Annotated in this window: 14 protein-coding genes; 7 read left to right on the plus strand and 7 right to left on the minus strand. The window is 33.5% G+C overall.

The window, feature by feature from the left end; all coding sequences use genetic code 11:
• Positions 1-174 precede the first annotated feature (174 nt).
• From EMN46_RS03465 to EMN46_RS03490, 6 genes are all read right to left on the minus strand, one after another.
• On the minus strand, positions 175-1,182 hold the full coding sequence (locus EMN46_RS03465; RefSeq protein WP_154199280.1) for an aldose epimerase family protein: 1,008 nt from the start codon (positions 1,180-1,182) through the stop codon (positions 175-177).
• 96 nt (positions 1,183-1,278) lie between these two features.
• Positions 1,279-2,529 (minus strand): MFS transporter, encoded by a 1,251-nt coding sequence (locus EMN46_RS03470; protein WP_154199281.1) that lies wholly within the window; start codon positions 2,527-2,529, stop codon positions 1,279-1,281.
• Between the two features lie 59 nt (positions 2,530-2,588).
• Positions 2,589-3,863 carry a galactokinase family protein gene (locus EMN46_RS03475; protein ID WP_154199282.1) on the minus strand — a complete coding sequence of 425 codons (1,275 nt, stop codon included), beginning with the start codon at positions 3,861-3,863 and terminating at the stop codon, positions 2,589-2,591.
• A 126-nt stretch (positions 3,864-3,989) separates the two neighbouring features.
• Positions 3,990-5,024: a UDP-glucose 4-epimerase GalE gene (galE, locus tag EMN46_RS03480; RefSeq protein WP_154199283.1), complete on the minus strand. Its 1,035-nt coding sequence runs from the start codon at positions 5,022-5,024 to the stop codon at positions 3,990-3,992.
• A 3-nt stretch (positions 5,025-5,027) separates the two neighbouring features.
• A complete protein-coding gene (locus tag EMN46_RS03485; RefSeq protein WP_154199284.1) occupies positions 5,028-6,074 on the minus strand; it encodes a UDP-glucose--hexose-1-phosphate uridylyltransferase in 1,047 nt (348 codons plus the stop codon).
• 350 nt (positions 6,075-6,424) lie between these two features.
• Positions 6,425-7,438, minus strand: coding sequence for a GntR family transcriptional regulator (locus EMN46_RS03490; RefSeq protein WP_154199285.1), 1,014 nt, complete (start codon positions 7,436-7,438; stop codon positions 6,425-6,427).
• 465 nt (positions 7,439-7,903) lie between these two features.
• Here EMN46_RS03490 and EMN46_RS03495 point away from each other — a divergent pair, with 465 nt between their 5' ends.
• Positions 7,904-8,701, plus strand: a complete 798-nt coding sequence (locus EMN46_RS03495) for a carbohydrate-binding family 9-like protein (RefSeq protein WP_154199286.1) — start codon at positions 7,904-7,906, stop codon at positions 8,699-8,701.
• Between the two features lie 230 nt (positions 8,702-8,931).
• Here EMN46_RS03495 and EMN46_RS03500 read toward each other — a convergent pair whose 3' ends face one another.
• A complete protein-coding gene (locus EMN46_RS03500) occupies positions 8,932-9,381 on the minus strand; it encodes a DUF3859 domain-containing protein (RefSeq protein WP_154199287.1) in 450 nt (149 codons plus the stop codon).
• A 903-nt stretch (positions 9,382-10,284) separates the two neighbouring features.
• On the opposite strand from EMN46_RS03500, the gene EMN46_RS03505 reads away from it, so the two are divergent.
• The 6 genes from EMN46_RS03505 (at position 10,285) to EMN46_RS03525 (ending at position 15,246) form a co-directional block, all read left to right on the plus strand.
• A complete protein-coding gene (locus EMN46_RS03505) occupies positions 10,285-10,590 on the plus strand; it encodes a TonB-dependent receptor plug domain-containing protein (RefSeq protein ID WP_154199288.1) in 306 nt (101 codons plus the stop codon).
• A 79-nt stretch (positions 10,591-10,669) separates the two neighbouring features.
• Positions 10,670-10,792, plus strand: a complete 123-nt coding sequence (locus EMN46_RS19860; protein WP_229130260.1) for a glycoside hydrolase family 97 C-terminal domain-containing protein — start codon at positions 10,670-10,672, stop codon at positions 10,790-10,792.
• 61 nt (positions 10,793-10,853) lie between these two features.
• Positions 10,854-11,723: a family 16 glycosylhydrolase gene (locus EMN46_RS03510; protein WP_154199289.1), complete on the plus strand. Its 870-nt coding sequence runs from the start codon at positions 10,854-10,856 to the stop codon at positions 11,721-11,723.
• 352 nt (positions 11,724-12,075) lie between these two features.
• On the plus strand, positions 12,076-12,285 hold the full coding sequence (locus EMN46_RS03515) for a hypothetical protein (protein WP_154199290.1): 210 nt from the start codon (positions 12,076-12,078) through the stop codon (positions 12,283-12,285).
• A gap of 488 nt (positions 12,286-12,773) precedes the next feature.
• Complete coding sequence (locus EMN46_RS19865) at positions 12,774-12,968, plus strand: hypothetical protein (RefSeq protein WP_154199291.1); 195 nt, start codon at positions 12,774-12,776, stop codon at positions 12,966-12,968.
• Positions 12,969-13,701: 733 nt separating this feature from the next.
• Entirely contained in the window at positions 13,702-15,246 is a 1,545-nt protein-coding gene (locus EMN46_RS03525) for an arylsulfatase (protein ID WP_229130261.1), read from the plus strand.
• Positions 15,247-15,474: the final 228 nt, after the last annotated feature.

The following is a 15,474-nucleotide window of genomic DNA, read 5'->3' on the forward strand; positions in this document are numbered from 1 at the left end:
GGTAATTTGATTATTTCGATATCAGTGGATGTAACTTGGTGGAAAATGAATAATATTAGATTCATATAAAAAAGAAAACATCAAATAGAATTTGGAGATATAACCCAAGTCTATTTGATGTTTTAAAATTTTCCTACTTAAAGGAATTCAAGATTGTATTTTTAATAAGAATCTTTAACAGAACTTATAAATACAAACATGTTTATATTTTTCTCCTGGCTTTAAAGTTGCGTTAGGAAAATGAGCGTAGTTTGGAGAGTTAGGGAAAATTTGAGTTTCCATAGCAATACCAGCACATGCTTCTATAGGAGCACCATTTTTTCCAATTTCTGAACCATCAAAATGAGCACCTGTATAAATCTGAATACCTGGCTGATTGGTATAAACTTCCATTTTACGACCCGATACAGGATCTAGAAGAGTTCCCACTAATTTTGTAGAACCATCAAAATCATCAATCACAAAATTGTGATCAATTCCCTTAATCATATTGATTTGTTCATGATCTGTATCACATGCTGTTTTTACAGTTGTTGCTGTAGTAAAATCGAATGGAGTTCCTTTTACATCAACAATTTCGCCAGATGTAGTACCCAATTCCGCTGAAATAGGTGTGTATTTAGAGGCATTTAACTGTAACTTATGATTCTCAGCTGAAGCTTTACCAGCACCACACAAATTATAGTAAGCATGACTGGTTAAATTAATTACCGTAGGTTTTGTTGTTTCTGCTTCGTACTCGATAACAAATTGATTGTCTTCGGTTATACCGTAAATAACAGATACTTCAAGTTTCCCTGGATATTTTTGATCGCCATCTTCACTTGTTAGGCTTAACTTATAGGCTTGAACAAATTTATCGATAGAAATAGGAGTAACTGCCCAAATTCTTGAGTTAAAACCGTCAAAGCCACCATGTAAGTGGTTCGTTTCATTGTTACAGTCCAATTGAAATTTCTCACCATCAATTTCAAATTGACCTCCAACAATTCTGTTTGCATAACGACCACATAATGCTCCAAAATAGCCATCTCCAGCAATAGTTGCATCCATGGTATCGTAACCAACTACAACATCATCAATATTCCCTTTTGCATCAGGAACTTTTATTGATATAATTTGACCTCCTCGTTCGATGAAGGTGATTTCTATATTCTTGTTTTTAAGTGTGTAAGCACGCATTTTATAATCTTTTTAGTGTAATACCAAGTTAACATCAAAACTCATTATATAAAAGATATTTTTGAAATTAAATTGGTATCATAAATCCGTAAAAAACTAAGCTATTTGCTTTCTAATTTTTGCTCCTTTTAATGCAAAGAAAATGATGTATGCATAAAAGAAGAAGAAGAATAGATAAGCAGCACTGTAGTTACATGATGCAGCATCAATTGTTCCATCGGCTAATACTGTACCTGTAGCATCTACAACTTTACCCATGATAAACATCCAAATGCCAACGAATACAACACCTGTACAGATAATACCAGAACCAAGTTTAGCAGCCGCTGCAGGAATATCTTTCATCGAAAGATCGAAAAGAACCGACCACATAATGGATAAGAATAATCCTTGAGCAATTAATGGCCAAATGGAGAAGGAAGAACCTCTTGTTAGAAAGAATACACCCAATAAGGCAACACAAATAAAAGAATTAATAAGTAGCACTTTTGATGCTTCATATTTCTTTAAAAGACCAGCACCTAATAACCTACCTATGAAAAAGCCAGCAGGATAAAAACCTAAGATCATTGTTGCATAAGCCATTGTTTTACCTTCAACATTATACTCTACATAGTTTAAGAAATAGTTACCTACCCCAACTTCAAGTCCCATGTACATACCGATAGCCAGAAAACCAAGAATTAAGTGAGGAAAACTCCAAGCACTACGTCCGGCACCTGCATTAGATGCGTTATCTTCTTCACCTTCAATAGCTGGAAGATGCATGAAAACTAAGATAACAGCCGTTAAAATAGAAATACCGGCCAATGCGATAAACATTATTTTTGCCATGTTTTCATGAACAATAATATTTCCATTGCTAGATTCAATAATAAAACCACCAATAATTGGAGCCAATACTGCAGCACTAGAGTTAATAGCCATTGCTAAAGTTAAACGAGAAGCCGAAGTTTCTGGAGTACCCAAAGCAATTACATAAGGGTTAGCAGCAACCTGCAATACAACCACACCAATTGCTGTGATAAAAAGACCTCCCAACACCATGTTATAACCAATTGATAATGCAGGAACAAAAATCGCACAACCAATACCTGTAATTACAGAACCAATGATTACACTCTTTTTATATCCTATTTTTTTAACGATTCCTCCAACGGGAATGGATATAATATATGCACTAAAGAAAGCAGCACTAACCAACTGAGCCTGACTTTCGGTGATAGAAAACTGTGTCTTCATAAATGGCACCAAGATGTTATTAATCCATGTTACAAATCCCAAAAGGAAAAGAAGAAAGGACATAATCGCAAAAGGAACCGTATAATTCGTTTTTGAATTTCCCATTATTTTAAATTTTTTCTAAATTAGATTTTTAAATAATAACTTAAGTAAAAGGCTTAAATCTATAATTCTACTTTAACAGATCCTTCAGCTCTAATGAATAGTTTATGACAATTACCTTTACCAAATACAGGTTCAAGTGTTGCAATATATTCTTCTAATAAATCGTTAGGAACAAAAGCTTGTATAGTTCCAGCAAATCCACCACCGTGAACACGCCATGCACCTTTACCTTTAAGTACTTGCTCACTTAAAGCCAATGCAAGAGCTACACTTTGGTATTTTGGTTGTCCACCAACAAATATATTTTGATTGTACATGTATGAGCTAAATCCTGATTCGATGACAAGACCTAAGAATTTTTCGAATTCATTAGCTTCTAAAGCAGCAACCTGATTTACTACACGAGCATTATCTCCTTGAAAGTGCATAGCACGAAGAATAGCACGATCGCCAACTTTTTCGCGAATAGTTGGAATTCCTTTTATAACATCTTCCATAGAAAGAGGACGAAGAACTTCTTGTCCCAATTCCTTAGCTACTGCTTTCATTTCTCCTGGAAGAGAATTATATTCAGCATCCAATCCACCGTGACTACCACCCGTGTTAGTAATTACCAATGAATATCCAGTTTTTGCAAAATCGAAATCCAAAGCTTTCACAATAGGATTTTCAGGATTCTCAAAATCAATTGTAATGAAGCCACCTACAGCGCATGCAGTTTGATCCATTAAGCCACAAAATTTCTTACAAGCATGCTCAGCTTTCTGACCAATTTTTGCATTATCAACAGGATCTAATTTTCCATCGTTAAATAAATGGCTAAAAATTGCACCAATTAATACTTCGAAAGAAGCTGAAGAGCTTAATCCAGATCCTTCTGGCACAGCACCATCAATAACTGCATCGAAACCAGCTACTTTAAGACCTAATTCTTTAATACCTGCAGCAATTGAACGAACTAAGTTTGTTGGTGTTACTTGAAATTCAGTAACTTCAAGATTAGATAAATCAACCTCGAATGGAGGAAAACCAACAGAATTAATACGAACGACATTAGTTCCATTGGCAGCAGCAACAGCAATGTTATCTAGATTTACAGCACCTGCCAATACTCTTCCAAGTTGATGATCGGTATGATTACCACCAACTTCGGTACGACCTGGAGAACTAAACAATGAAGCTTCATCGTTTCCGAAAGTAGATTGGAAATTTGCTAATTGTTTGGCATAACGATCTGCTTGTAATTTTAACACAGCAGCATCATTTCCATATAAAGCCTTAAATGCTTTATTATCGCCGCCATTAATTTTTTCAGTTATTGTACTAATTTTCATCTGTAATATTTTTTGTTATTACCATTTGAAAACCACAAATAAATAGTAATTATACTCCGTAGAATATTGATTAATTACTATTTATTTGTTCGTTTCATTGTAATATATTTTAATAAATTATTGTTCTTATTTCTTAATTGAGGCTCTGTAATTATTCTCCCAATCCCATGCAGATTTGGTCATTTCATCAAGCGTCTTTTCAGCTTTCCAACCTAAAACAGTATTACCAATGGTTGTATCAGCCCAAATTTTAACAATATCACCAGCTCTTCGTGGAGCTACAACATAGTTCAATTTTTTTCCTGATGTTTTCTCGAATGATTTGATTACTTCGAATACTGAGAATCCGTTACCAGTACCTATATTAAACATCTCGTAAGGGGCAATGTTTTTACCATTAATCATACGTTCAATAGCAATAATGTGTGCTTTCGCTAAATCAACAACATGAATGTAATCGCGAATACAAGAACCATCAGGCGTATCGTAATCGTCGCCAAATACACTTAATTGATCACGTAAACCGTAAGCTGTTTGTGTTACAAAAGGCATTAGGTTAGCAGGAACACCAATAGGTAATTCTCCAATTAGTCCAGAATCATGAGCTCCAATAGGATTAAAATAACGTAAGGCAATTCCTTTAATTTTTGCACCAGAAGCAATTGTATCTCTCAAAATACTTTCATTCACCTGCTTGGTATATCCATAAGGAGATTCTGCTGGTTTAATCGGCGCATTTTCTGTTACAGGCAACTCATCTGGCTGACCATAAACTGTACAAGATGATGAGAATACAAAATTTTCAATTTCATACTTCTTCATTCCCTCCAATAAATTTAGCATAGTCACTAAATTATTGCGGTAGTAGTGCAAAGGAATATTTACCGATTCACCAACAGCTTTTGCTGCTGCAAAATGAATAATCCCTTTTAAATCTTTATTCTCAGCAAAAAACGCATCCAATTTTGCTTGATCAAGCAAATCCATTTCATAGAATTTTGGACGAGTTCCCGTAATTTTTTCGATACTATCAACAACTCTCACTTCAGAATTCGATAAGTTGTCAATAATTACGACTTCGTAACCTTTATTTATTAACTCAACTGTTGTATGAGAACCAATATATCCGGTTCCACCAGTTACTAATATCTTTCCCTTCATGATCTATTTTTGTTTGTAATGTTTCAAAGGCAACTCTCTTAATCTTTTAGCGGCGCCTTCTGCAGTGATATCTCTTTGTGGAGTACCCAACATTTCGTATCCAACCATAAATTTTTTAACGCTAGCCGAGCGTAACAATGGTGGATAGAAATGCATGTGTAAGTGCCATTCAGGGTGCTCTTCTCCGTCGGTAGGAGCTTGGTGCAAACCTGCTGAATAAGCGAAAGAAACTTCAAATAAGTTATCATACATTATTGTCAGTTTTTTGTAGATATCTGCTAAATCAGTTCTTTCCTCATCGGTTAATTCCAATACGTTCGAAACGGCTCTTTTACTAATAATCATTGTTTCGAATGGCCAAACTGCCCAAAAAGGAATCAAAGCAACAAATGAATCATTTTCAGCTAAAATTCTTTCTTTCTTTTCCAATTCGCTATTCAAATAATCGAATAACATGGTATTTCCATGCTTTTCGAAATATGCTTTCTGAGTTTCCGATTCTTTCGAAGTTTCCAAAGGAACCAATCCTGATGCCCAAATTTGACCATGTGGATGTGGATTTGAACACCCCATAATAGATCCTTTATTCTCAAAGATCTGTACATAACCAATGTCCTCGCGATCTCCTAATTCCTTATATTCTTTGCACCAAAGATCAACTACTTTGCGGATATTTTTCACTTCCATTTCAGGAATCGTAAGGCTATGATCAGGGCTAAAGCAAATTACTTTACAAACGCCTGATTCACTCTCTGCTCTAAAAAGCTCACCATCTTCGAATTTCCCTTTAGGTGTATCTTGTAATAAAGCACTGAAATCGTTCTGAAAAGAATATACATCCTCGTAATTAGGATTTTTCTCACCACCAATTCTATCGTTTCCGGGACATAAAAAACATTTTGGATCATGAGATGGACGAACATCTTCAATAACTTTTTCAACTTGTCCTTGCCAAGGTCGTTTCGATCTGTGTGGTGAAACAAGTACCCATTCTCCAGTTAAAGGATTGTACCTTCTGTGAGGATTCTCGATATAATCAAACTTACTCATAGCTACTTTATTTAGTGTTTCGATTCATTTTACTCCGTTACCAATTTCTGAGAAAAGGTGACGAACTTTCTTTAGAACCTTAAATTCTGTTTTTGTATGATGAAAAATTGAATTGTGCCGGGCTATATTCACTTTGAGGGGTAATTCGTCAATAGTAGTCCGACATTCTTCAATTTAATCACTGTTTTTTCTGATCATTCTCCTAATGCTAGTGGAAAAAGGATCCATTATTTTTGTATCATACCAGTTGTTTTATTCGTACTGGTTGGTACTGGTATGTAAATGTAGTAGTTTTTCATTAAATCCCAAAAAATAAATTGAAAATTGAGTTTAAATCGATTGAATCCAGATTATAATGATCTTCTTCTAATGAGTTCACTCTTATTTTGGATTAATTCTTTTTCTCCACCTAAAACCATTTTAGCAAGTAATTCTCCCATTTCCTTAAAATCGGTACTTATAGTTGTAATGCCATCTGCAACAACCTCTTTAAGAGGTGTGTCGTTATAGGATATAATTCCTAATTCTTCACCAATTTTAAATTGATTTGCGTTTGCTTCCTTTACCAAACGAACCATATCATTATCATTTGGAACAATATAAACTTCCGATTTTTGAATGACATGTCCTTTTAAACTTGTAATAATTTCAAACTGCCATTCTTTGTCATATTGATTGGCAAATTTCTTAAAACCCTTCATTTGTCCTTCTGGTTCTTTGCCACCAGGATAAACCAAATACACTTTCTTATATTTCTTTAATAAATCTAATCCTGAAGTAAGCGCTTTAAAAATATCATTTTCAAAATTCTGATAAATAGCTGGGTAATGTTTTCTTAGACTGGTGTTTGTCTGATCTAAAATGTAGACTTTATCTTGAGGAAGTTGCTTTAAAACAGTGTAGGCATTTTTAAATTTGGCAGGCATAATAACATAGGACGTATATTTTCCGTTGTTATTCTCTATCAGTTCTTTAAATACTCTTTCATTAAAATGATGAAAATAAATATCGACAGTAGCTAAGCCATTTAAACTTTCCATAAAAGAATTGTACAAGAATTCTTTAAACACATTAAACTCTTCAAATAACAAGAAAATTTTGTGTTCTAATTGGGTGATGTTACTCTCTAAATAGTATCCTTTACCAGGAACAGATGAAATTACACCCCTTGCTTTTAGCTCGTTAAAAGCCACAAGTACAGTATCTCTTGATAATTTAAATTCTTTACATATTGCATTTATAGAAGGCAATTGATCTCCAATATGTACTTCACCATTTTCGATGGAAAGATATAAGGAGTTGATCAACTGTTTATATTTAGGAACACCTGATTCTGTGGATAGTGTGAAAATTTTTGAAGGCATAATTAATCTTTAAATCTTATTCAGAAACAAAGGTAATCTTTTTTGTCAACTGTTACGTACTGGTTGGGTTTATATCTTTATTGTTTAAATTTCAGATATAACCAAACAAGTGTTTTATTGTTTTTCATTTACGACACAAGCCGCTAGTCATGGAATTAATTACATCGTTGTTTATAGTATTAAAAGGTTTAATAGAATAGTTTATTTTTTGATTCTACTAATTTTAAAATATACATTTGCGAGTTAAACATAGCTAATATTAAAATTATATTTTTAAACTGTAGCTAACGAAATGTATAAAGGACAGAGATTTATGTACATGTTCAGACTGCTTTTTAAAATTCCTAATCTTATAATATGAAAATATAGTGACAGAAATATTATAATCGCTGATATGTAGATTGCTGTGAATTAATCGTTAACGCAAAAATAAATAGTACTTTATTCAAAAATTAAGAAATAAATATGAAAATCGTTCAACTTTGCATTATTACAACTTTTATTATTCTAATATCTTCTTGTAACAAAGTAAATCTTAAAAAGGAAACAAATCAATCTGAAAAAAAATTATCATTAGGAGATCAATCTATTTTCAAGGTATCCAAAGCCACTGATTCTATTGTAATAGATGGAAAAATGGACGAAGCTAGTTGGAATAAAACGGAAAGTAGAACGTTCAATTATATCTATAAAGTCGAAAAACCTTCTGATAAACAAAAAACAACATTCAGAATGTTATGGGACGAAACGAATTTGTATCTTTTTTATCAATTTGAAGATAAATATTTAACAGCCAGAGAAACCAAAAGAGATGGTAAACCATTTTTTGACGATTGTGCTGAAATTTTTATTATTCCCGTACCAGATAGTTTAGACACCCATTTTGGTTTTGAGTTGAATCTATACAAAGCGGCTAATGATTTTATATATTTTAATAATTATTACAAAGGAAAAAAGATTGCTTTAAAAACCTTTAATCCAGAGTTTAGGACCGAAGTCACCTATAATGGTACTATAAATGATAATTCTGATGAAGACCAAGGTTGGACAATGGAGGTTGAAATTCCAATTGCTGTTTTTGGATTTTTAGGAGAATTTGAACCTGTACAAAAAGGCAATAGATGGGCGTTTTTGGCCATTCGTCAAGACAGAAACGATATCGAAGGTGAACGTCGTGTTACCTCAACCATATTCCCAATTTATGATATTAAAAAAGATGTGCATCAGCCTAACAGATTTGGACTTATGGAGTTTGTTGACTAAAGTCGTTCTGTATTAATGATTTTGCTGTAGGTTATCGCTTTGGTAAGCTTTTCTATTTTCTTCGAAGAGCATCACTAAATACATTCTAAGCAATTTTTACGCTTATTGTACAGGCATATTATATTAGAAGTCTGATAATTAGTTTGAAAAGCCTCGCGTTTTAATAAAAGTGAGGCTTTTCTTATATAATTTATTCCGATGTGACTCACTGTTGCGTGATACAACTGATCTTAATTTAAGCCATAGGATTCACTAAAATCTTTTAGATAAAATGATTGACTAGCCATTACTTTTCCCTTGTGGATAATTTCAAAAATCCATTCGCCAAACTGAATTTCCCAATCTAATTCTAAAGTATAGAAATCAAATCCCAATTCATCACTCCATTCATCTTTTGCTTCTACTATTTCAGTAAACGTTTCATTGTTTGTAGGATTGATCATTTTTGGATGTCTGATTCTACATTCAAATTCAACAAGTTCAGCTATTTCCGTTCCAGTTACAAATCGGTAACTTATCCCAAAATTTAAACCAACTTTCGGATAGATGATATTTGTTCTTTTTAGAAATTCCATATCATCAGAATGCAAAAAATAACCCGTCGAACTATCTGCAACAATATCTTTAGTCGTATTTCCAATTGCTTGACAAATACCATAATCAACAATCTCTATATTCATTATTTATTTTATTAATGCTTGAAACTCTCACGAAGAGAGAAAGATATTTACACATATATTCTAACCCAATATCTTTATAAATATGATTTTCAAAATAGGGTAGATGAGATGTAATTAAAAGATGCTAAAGTTACTCCTTTTAGATAAAAATAAGGTTCTATACTATAAATAAAGAAAGAGAAAAGGAAACATGGCATTCTCTCTTCGGATTGCTCTACTGTTCTTAAACGTCATTTTATTTTTTTTATATAAAGAAATTTCTCAGTTAACAGACACTTGTTACTAGTTGCTGGAGTAACTTAGTTCTATTTTTGAATTTTCAGGGTGTATAATTTACTGTAGTTTCTTTAATCAAATTAAGGTTGGTGATTGGGAGTAAAATATCAAGATCTTAATGAAAATTCATCATGGTTGATAAATAGTTGATATAAATAACACAAATCTTTAAATAATAAGGGTTCATGTTTTTTTTAGTGTGGAACGTTACAATAATAATGGAGAGGTATGACTTTTTGTTATAAATTAAAACGTAGCGCATAAAAAAAAGGGAGTTTCAAATGAATGAAACTCCCTTTTTAAGCGGAGAGAGAGGGAGTTTATCTAATCGGGTAAATGATTTGATTTATTGTTAGTTGTAGGAAGAATGATATTTGTGTTCACTTGAGAGTTCACTTATCTATGTAAATTCCACTATCTGTGTCTATTTTATAGTATTTAGTGGTCAGATTGTGCTCGCCTTGTTGGGTACAAAAAAATGGTAGATATTGATATAAGTAATTGGTGCATATCATTTTCCGTGTAATGTGTTATATTTTGGTATGAAATGGTTTGTTAAAATATTCACTTATCATATAACATGAGTTAATATCAGAGGAAAGATTAGATTATTGTATTGAAAACCTTATGGACGAGAACAATAATTTTGATAGAATGGCTTCTATTTTTCAGGTAATTCAATTTGTATATCCTTCTTCAAAAGTGGAAAATGTAAACGGAATGAACCATGTATTTTTAACCTCAAGAGGTCCTAATTCTCTTTCTTCAGGAATGGAAGTTTTAATTGTTGTTGATGGAATCATTACTGAGGATGTTACGGGTATCAGTCCAGCTCAGGTTAAATCCGTAGAGGTTTTATTAGGAAATGAAGCGGCAGAATTTGGTTCTAGAGGTGCTAATGGAGCTGTTATCATTCACTTAAAAAGTAATTAATCATCGATGAAAAAAATATGGTATTATACTACTATTTGTATTCATGGTCGGTTGTAATACTGATTAGAATGCTTGAGTATTGAGTACAGAGCTTTTTTTTCTGTCAGAAGGACAAAAGTATGAAGCGACTATTTATGCTGATGGTTTTACTAATCTCGAAGTGATTTTTATTTTAGCTGCAGGCAGTGGTCAGGCAATTTAATTCAAGGAAATAAAATAGTTCTTTGCACCAGAGAGGTGCCTATTAACCTTAAACTATTTATATGAAATTAAAATTAATAACGTGTTTACTATTTGTATTCGCAATAGGAGAATCGGTATTTTCTCAGAATTTAACCATTCCACCGAAGAACTATGTGGACTCGGTAAATCTTAAACAAGCACCACTAAGGTCTAATGCAGACTTTCCACTTTCCGATCAAGCCAATACTCAAGATTGGAACAAATTGGAAAAATATTCGGATGAATTCAATTCGAAAAAATTGGATGAGAAACGCTGGTATCCTAATAACCCTGGTTGGAAGGGAAGGAAACCAACCTATTTTCATGGATCAAATGTGAGTTTGGAAAATGGAAATGTAGAAATTCGCGTTAGCCAGCATGGAGATGAAAAGCTTCCGGAAGGATTTACTCATTCTACAGGTTTTATAAAAAGTAAGACTAAATTTTTGTATGGATATTTTGAAGCAGAAGTACAACTAATGGATGCTCCCTGGGTTTCAGGCTTTTGGATGACAAATGTTAGTAAAGAGTGGTGGACGGAGATAGACATTTGTGAAAATGCACCTGGCTTGTTATACAATCGGCACGATTTGAATTCTAACATACATGTATTTAGAACACCAAAGGGCAAGGGAGATATTAAAAAGCATTTCTCACGGACCAAGAAATATTATTTCCCGAAAGAATTACAGGCTGATTTTCATGTTTGGGGCTTGGAATGGACACCAGAATTTATTCGTTTTTACATCGATGGAATATTATTTCGCGAAGCAAAGAATACCCATTGGAATCAACCTTTGGAAGTCAATTTCAACTGTGAATCTAATAAATGGTTTGGTGCATTGCCCGATGATAACCGGTTAGATGGTATTTATAAGATCAATTATTTTAGAGTTTGGAAATTAAAATAATTACTGAATATTTATGTTGGATAATTAGTGCAATTAATTAGATTTTATGTGAATGTAGAACCCGATACCTTAAGGTATCGGGTTTTTTTGCTCTAATATTTATAAATAGCTTTTTTAAAAATTTAAAAATCTTACACGAATTCTTCCGTAAGTAGGTCAATAATCAAATTAATAGAAGTGAAATATTACGCTTTGATTAATTTCAAATAAGGATATTAAAGAAAAAGGAATATATATATATACAAACTTATCAGAAAAACAGAAACATAAATATTTTAATTTATGTGGAGAGGCACATCTTTCAACTAGATTAAAAGGTCGGTTTTTTACTAGTAAGCCATACAATAAAGAGATGTACAAATTTTCACCTTGGCAATTCAGATATATTTTCGACTCTGAAAAAGGTTATCTAATTTGTGAACTCTCTAATGAGATAGCAACCTACAGATTATATGGCTGGGATCACAAGGGTAATGAATTGTCAACTGAAATTCTTGTCGATTATTTCAATGCTAAAACAGCGGTTTTTAATAAAGAGGATAATAATAAGTTAGTGTCTTAAGGCATTAATAAAAAATAACAAGGACAAAACCCGATTCGTTAAGGAATTGGGTTTTTATTTGTATGTCGGGTATGTTAATGTGCTATCAAGATGAAATGTTCTTGAGTTCACCCAGTTGACAGGAAGAACTAGCAATTGGCAAGGGTGTTGTGGGCGATCGTAAATCTGAAGAAAGCCATCAGCAAAGTCACCGTGCTAACGAACAGAAACTTGATATAAGGCTTACTAGTGGGGGCAACCGAGCAATGGATTGGGAAAGCCCGAAAGTCAATCGTAACCACTTAGAGTAAATCAAGTAGGACGAGATGAAAGTATGTTATCTTATCCCGAGAGATCTCATCATCTGTTGTACTAAACAACAAACTTAGCGGAGACAATCAGCTAAAGGAGATGAGAAGTCAGCAGAGGACATAGTATTTCTGTTTTTTTTTACAGAGAGAAGGTCTGAATCAATTAATTAAAGAAGCAGTCGGACAAGACTTTTACCTATGGAGTACCAGCAACAAATAGCTTACCAACGAGATATGTTCGTAGAACATAAACAGGAGGCTATTGGTCAATTTGCAAATCGTAAAGACGTAAACGGAACGATAACAACATTGACGGAACAAATAGGTAAAGAGACGAATCAAGGAGCGTTAATAAAACTGGCTTGTTTGAGGAACGTTAGCCTTAAATTCTGAAATTAGAGACCAGCAAATCTGGGAGGCTAAAAGGACGAGTTCCAGGTTTTAGGGAAATGATCTTATTTTTAGTGTTTTTTTCTGCCACGGTAGATTTTTGTTTACTTTTCATCGATAGAAAAGTAAAAGTCTGTCCGACTTGAGGACAATACAAAAAGTGGACCACCAAGTACACAAAAGGATATCGTAGCTCCCTCAGATTTGTAATTGAGGTTAAGGAGTTGAGGATTTGTAATCCTCGCGTTAGGGATTGCAGTGTTACCCCACAACGAGCTTAAGCGAGTGAGGAGTTGAAACGGAAAGCCCGCCCGAAGGGAATGCCCAAATGTAAAATTATTGAATGTACTTTGCCCATTTTATTAACTTGCACAAGTTGCTGAAATATGCAAAGTATCAAATGCCCCCGTAAATTTTAGGCATATACCTCTATTTACATAAGAGCATAATTCTTACTATTGTACTCGAGTTTCTTGACCTATTAATAATGGAGATGAAATTATTATGTGCTGATTAAGAAATAAGTCTATGAAATGTCCATGACTAAAACGTTCTACAGACACGGAAATGATAATCGATTAAGTTCTCCGGATATACCGGGACAGGCTATAAGACAAAACTTAAAATTATAAATTGATGAAACGTTCATGCCAAAGTAATTTTGACACAGAGGGAGATGATTTACCAGCATGATAAGTTCCATATGGCAAAAATTTAAAATAATAATCATATGAAAATGAAAAAACTAATTTGGTCGGTTTTATTGGTTGCAAGTTTAATAAGTGCTTGTCAACCAGCAAAAAAAGCAGTTGATGAGTCAGGTTCAAAACCAAACGTAGTGGTAATCTATATGGATGATTTGGGTTATGGTGATTTAAGTTCTTATGGAGCTACCGAGTTGCAAACCCCAAATATTGATGCGCTAGCAGCAGGAGGAAATCGATTCACCAATGCTTATGCATCTTCGGCAACTTGTACACCAAGTAGATATGCACTGTTAACAGGTTCTTATCCTTGGCGTAATAAAGATGCAAGAATACTTCCGGGTAGTGCTCCTTTAATAATTGGTACTGATCAGCCAACACTTCCTAAAATGATGAAAGCTAACGGATACTATACAGGTGTAGTTGGCAAGTGGCATTTAGGTTTGGGCGATGGTAATTTGGATTGGAACAAGCGTATAACTCCAGGTCCTAACGAAGTTGGATTCGATTATTCCTATGTTATGGCTGCCACTCAAGATCGTGTTCCTACTGTGTTTATCGACAACGGAAATGTAGTTGGTTTAGAAGCTAACGATCCTATCGAAGTAAGCTACGAACATAATTTTGCAGGTCAGCAAACTGGACTTGAGAATCCAGAGCTTTGTAAATTGAAATGGCATCATGGTCACAATGGGACTATTGTGAATGGAATTCCTAGAATTGGATTCATGAAAGGTGGAGAAAAAGCTAAATGGGATGATGAAACAATGTCTAGTCACTTTTTAGCATTGGCTCAGAACTTTGTGAGAGTTCATAAAAATGAACCTTTCTTTTTGTATTACGCATTGCAACAACCTCATGTACCTCGTACTCCAAATCCTAAATTTGTTGGAAAATCGGGAATGGGTGCACGTGGAGATGTAATTTTGGAAGCTGACTGGACAATTGGACAGTTTATGAAAACCATGAAAGAAGAAGGCTTATTGGAAAATACTTTAATTGTATTCTCAAGTGATAATGGTCCAGTATTAAATGACGGTTACGACGATAAAGCAGTAGAAAAATTAGGTAAGCATAATCCTTCAGGACCATTTAGAGGTGGAAAATATAGCTTATTTGAAGCAGGTACAAGAATTCCATTCGTTACCTATTGGAAAGGTAAAATTAAGCCACAGGAATCAGATGCTTTGGTTTGTCAGATGGATTTAATGGCCTCAATTGCAAAATTAATAGGTGTTGATGCTCCAAAAAGCGATAGTCAGAACCAATTAAGTCTTTTAATGGGAGAGAGTGACAAAGGAAGAGAAAACTTGATTATTGAAGCAACTTCAAGAACAGCTATCCGCCAAGGCGACTGGTTGATGATTCCACCATATAATGCCAAAGCAGTAAATAAATTTGTGAATATTGAATTGGGAAATTCACCAGAATTTCAATTGTACAACTTAAAAAATGATGAAGGAGAGCAAAATAATTTAGCAAAAAGCAATCCTGAAAAATTGAAAGAAATGTTAGAGAGTTTTGTGGCTTTACGAGGTAAGAATTACTCGAAAATTCAAAAAATGGAATTGAAGTAAGTTTGTTGAAATAAGTTATTAAAAAATAAAATTTAAATAAGTGTATTAACGAGTTGTTGGATTATTTACAGAATTTATAGAGAGCTTGTTCAATTTGAATAGGCTCTTTTTCTTATTTGATTTTAAGTATTTTTTGATGAAACAAGTTGAAATTTAAATGTGTTGAGCATAAAACAAATAGTAGGTTTGATATTTACTCTTGTTGATTTTATACTGAAATTGAGTGTT

Origin of the sequence: Ancylomarina sp. 16SWW S1-10-2 (assembly GCF_009669305.1) — a bacterium.
In the GTDB taxonomy this organism is placed as follows: domain Bacteria; phylum Bacteroidota; class Bacteroidia; order Bacteroidales; family Marinifilaceae; genus Ancylomarina.

Excerpts from the sequence above, each read along its gene's own strand:
- EMN46_RS03465 (WP_154199280.1), bottom strand. The coding sequence starts at position 1,182 with ATGCGTGCTTACACACTTAAAAACAAGAATATAGAAATCACCTTCATC.
- EMN46_RS03470 (WP_154199281.1), bottom strand. The coding sequence starts at position 2,529 with ATGGGAAATTCAAAAACGAATTATACGGTTCCTTTTGCGATTATGTCC.
- EMN46_RS03475 (WP_154199282.1), bottom strand. The coding sequence starts at position 3,863 with ATGAAAATTAGTACAATAACTGAAAAAATTAATGGCGGCGATAATAAA.
- galE (WP_154199283.1), bottom strand. The coding sequence starts at position 5,024 with ATGAAGGGAAAGATATTAGTAACTGGTGGAACCGGATATATTGGTTCT.
- EMN46_RS03485 (WP_154199284.1), bottom strand. The coding sequence starts at position 6,074 with ATGAGTAAGTTTGATTATATCGAGAATCCTCACAGAAGGTACAATCCT.
- EMN46_RS03490 (WP_154199285.1), bottom strand. The coding sequence starts at position 7,438 with ATGCCTTCAAAAATTTTCACACTATCCACAGAATCAGGTGTTCCTAAA.
- EMN46_RS03495 (WP_154199286.1), top strand. The coding sequence starts at position 7,904 with ATGAAAATCGTTCAACTTTGCATTATTACAACTTTTATTATTCTAATA.
- EMN46_RS03500 (WP_154199287.1), bottom strand. The coding sequence starts at position 9,381 with ATGAATATAGAGATTGTTGATTATGGTATTTGTCAAGCAATTGGAAAT.
- EMN46_RS03505 (WP_154199288.1), top strand. The coding sequence starts at position 10,285 with ATGGACGAGAACAATAATTTTGATAGAATGGCTTCTATTTTTCAGGTA.
- EMN46_RS03510 (WP_154199289.1), top strand. The coding sequence starts at position 10,854 with ATGAAATTAAAATTAATAACGTGTTTACTATTTGTATTCGCAATAGGA.
- EMN46_RS03515 (WP_154199290.1), top strand. The coding sequence starts at position 12,076 with ATGTACAAATTTTCACCTTGGCAATTCAGATATATTTTCGACTCTGAA.
- EMN46_RS19865 (WP_154199291.1), top strand. The coding sequence starts at position 12,774 with ATGGAGTACCAGCAACAAATAGCTTACCAACGAGATATGTTCGTAGAA.
- EMN46_RS03525 (WP_229130261.1), top strand. The coding sequence starts at position 13,702 with ATGAAAAAACTAATTTGGTCGGTTTTATTGGTTGCAAGTTTAATAAGT.